We start from the raw sequence: 3343 nt of genomic DNA, 5'->3' as shown, positions 1-3343 counted from the left end.
GACCGAGGACGTGACCGACACACTGGACCTCGCTTTGCACGCCTCAGACTGTGATCAGGCAACGGTGCTGCACAAACCGCGTCTGCTCAGCGACAACGGGTCCAGCTACATTTCCGGAGAGTTGGCCGATTGGCTGGAAGATCAGCAAATGGATCACGTGCGTGGTGCGCCTTATCATCCGCAAACCCAAGGCAAGATTGAGCGCTGGCATCAGACCCTCAAGAACCGCATCTTATTGGAAAACTACTATCTACCTGGCGATCTCACGCAGCAGATTGACGCTATCGTCGAGCATTACAATCACCGCCGCTACCACGAGAGCCTGCAAAACCTCACGCCCGCTGACGTCTACTTCGGACGAGGCCAAACCATTCTGAGACAACGAGAAAGGATCAAACGAAAGACCATCGAAACCGACCTCGACACCGCAAATCCGCCGCATAATCACAACAACCAGTTGAGCCAGACCCTCTCTTAGATCAGAGCGCCATCTGTCCCAAATTCCCTGACGACGGACAGTCTGTCTCCTTTGCTGCAGTAAATGCTAAGAAAGGAGCGGCATCAAACCGCCACAGGTCCAATCACACTCGCAGCTATCGTGGTGACTCGATCGTGCGTCGCCATTCCAATTAAAAAGTTCTGAATATAATATAATATAATAACCCTCTCTTCTTTCTTGGACATCGAAGGGATAGAATAATGTCAGGATTTATTAAGACTATCGCATCTTGTTTTGGTTTTGGTGTGGGGACAGCAACCCCAAGAGAAGAGAGATCACATGCCAACCATGATATGGCGGTGGATGGGCGAGCAACGAATAGACAGTTGGATAGAGGTCAGCAGTCTGAGTTGTTCAATGAAGCTACTTCACCCAATAGAAGAGAAATAGGGAGCCGCTCTTCTTCGTTCGCTAGACACATGACAGACATTACTGAAACTGGTCCATCCCTAAGACCAAGCCTTAGCGCCCAAACACAACAACCGTTCCGCGAATTAGCCGAAATCTCCAAAGCCCCCACTAAACGCGGTGAAATAGACGGTGGCAATGCTTCGGCTATCGACGAGGAGTTTGATCCTGAACTTAATCAAGAAGACGGCCCATTGCTGAGCAGGAATTTGGTCAAAGACAACGCACAAAGTAGCGCATCCGAGCAGGGCTACGATGCGAGCTCTTCAGGGTCTTCAATGGGTGACGATTGGTCGCCGAGGCCCTCTAGCCAGCTACATCCTCGGATCAATTCTCAGGTCAGCTTTCAGAGAGACGCAAGGAACCATATTGATGCAATTGTTGGTGCCACTGCGCGATCAGACCTCGGTGAAATCGAAAATGCACAGCGTGGTCTCCTTTCTTTCCTGGAAGGAAATGGGTATCGGGTTCGGCAGCCTGAAACACATCGCGAGCGGCCAGTTGTGTCAACTATGGATAGCACTGGCCCAGAGTCTTCGTCAGCACAATCGATCCCAGTTGCGGACCACGTGCAAGTGACAGAGAATATCAACCAAATATCACAGCCTGCGCCTGACCCTGTTCTAAAGAACATCCGCGATCACGGCCTACCTGAATATCTTCAAAAGATAACTTCGGCCTTGCCACCAGAAGTACGCCCAGTTGATTTGGTCCGTCTAATTCGAATGGATCAATCGCAATCCCGAGAGATCGGGGGGGTCAAATTCGACGAACAAGTTTCGTTTTTATCTGCGTCTGCATTCAAAGGTCGGCACCAACTCAGTGACAAAGTCGAGGAGATTCGCTTGGATCTAGGACACATCGGCAAAGCCATTCTAGCGGAAAGTTACTCTAAAGATTACGGAATCGAGATATTCCTTTTGGACCCAACAGATATTCCTGGCCGATCCGGTGAGACCGCTGATGAAATCCACGAAGTGCTGGATAGATATGGAACCGTTGGCCTTCTTCTAGGAAGTGATGGAAATGAAGTCCCAGTTGTGTTAAGCATTGACGACGAAGAAAGTGTAATTGTGGTTTCACTAGAGCCTTCCGGCGATCTACCGAAGTCTGTAAGTGAATTGTCAAACATTATGAGCTCGGATAAAGAAGTTGCAACCGTGCAGTATGATCAAACTCGCCTCAGTGGTGTTTTCGAAAGATGTAGTGATGCGATCGAAACACTAAAAGAAGCCCTGCTATACCCTGATGAGTTGATAGCTTCCGCTCGTGCCCATGCAAATGGTGAAGCAGATTTCATTCTGCCCGTTAGCTTGCTCAAAACAATGGACATGTCCGCTCTGGATCGGCTGCCGCCGGAGCATTTGCAAGATGGGAGAATATCTATCACTGAGAACCTACGAGAACACGTGAAGAAATACGAGCTCCCTTTAACCGAAGTATCGACTCTAGTACCTCAACAAAGTGTCTCGGAGCAAAGCGTATTCGGGTCTCAGTTTCTTGCAGATGACAGTGGCCGTATTCATACGCTAGCAAGTTTGCAAAGTGACAACCCTGTATCTTCTGAGCTGCATTTCAGGCGGGAGAATCATCAGTTGTGGAACATGCAGCTTTCCTCTATTGCACTCGAACAGATTGATATGGCTTCAAGTCAATTAGCCGAAATGCCAGAGAATGAGGGTGAGCGAGCAGAAGTGTTGGCTGAAATGTCGCTCCGGCGAAATCTACTTTCTTGAATTTGTTTTCCGGTGTGCCCGTCGTCAGGGGTTTTTTGGACAGATGGCCGCCTAAGCTAAGAGAGGATCTGGCGCATCCGGTTGATTTGATTATGCAGCGGATTTGCTGTGCTTTAAGCGCCGGGTTTCGAGTGTCTTCCGGTCGATCCTTTCCCGTTGTTTGAGAATGGTGTGACCGCGCCCCAAGTTTCCTGCAGACTCTGGAGAAGCCCTAGGTTTGGTTTGATTGCCTTAGGCGCCCAAGCGACTGGAGTGCCGCATCTGAATTGGTCCACCGTTATGTTTAGGAAACGGAGGACAGAGAATGGCGAACAAGCGGCACAAGCCAGAGGAAATAGTTCAGAAGCTGCGGCAGGTTGATGTGCTTGCCGGACAAGGAATAGCGCGCGTTGATGCGATCCGCGAAGTGCGCATAACTGAGCAGACCTACTACCGTTGGCGCAAGCAGTATGGCGGGATGGGAACGGCCCAACTCAAGGAACTCAAACGGTTTCAGAAAGAGAATGAGCGGCTGAGAAAGGCTGTATCGGACCTGACGTTGGACAAGCTCATTCTAGGCTCTGTACCCATTGATTTCCCTTTAGCATCATGATTCACGGCTCAAAAACGAGCGGTGAACATGTCTGATCTTTTCTGGCTGACGGAGGCGCAAATGGCGCGTCTGGAGCCCTTCTTCCCGAAATCCCATGGCAAGCCACGG

At 50.1% G+C, this 3343-nt stretch carries 2 protein-coding genes and 2 pseudogenes; all 4 read left to right on the top strand.

Annotated elements, in window-relative coordinates; genetic code table 11:
• Positions 1–478 (top strand): integrase core domain-containing protein (locus tag ABLN87_RS22015; protein ID WP_417750417.1); only part of this gene is annotated, 478 nt, incomplete at its 5' end.
• Positions 479–699: 221 nt separating this feature from the next.
• Complete coding sequence (locus ABLN87_RS22010; RefSeq protein ID WP_353014245.1) at positions 700–2643, top strand: hypothetical protein; 1944 nt, start codon at positions 700–702, stop codon at positions 2641–2643.
• A 304-nt stretch (positions 2644–2947) separates the two neighbouring features.
• A pseudogene (locus ABLN87_RS22005) lies at positions 2948–3199 on the top strand (transposase); the annotation flags it as partial.
• Between the two features lie 63 nt (positions 3200–3262).
• Positions 3263–3343: pseudogene (locus tag ABLN87_RS22000) on the top strand (IS5/IS1182 family transposase); the annotation flags it as partial.

The sequence above is a fragment of the Ruegeria sp. SCP10 genome, assembly GCF_040329495.1.
GTDB lineage: Bacteria > Pseudomonadota > Alphaproteobacteria > Rhodobacterales > Rhodobacteraceae > Ruegeria.
Note: the sequence above shows the minus strand (reverse complement) of the source record. Positions and strands in the feature narration are given on the sequence as shown.

Bases quoted from the DNA above. Each gene is read 5' to 3' on its own strand.
- ABLN87_RS22010 (WP_353014245.1), top strand. From the start codon at position 700: ATGTCAGGATTTATTAAGACTATCGCATCTTGTTTTGGTTTTGGTGTG.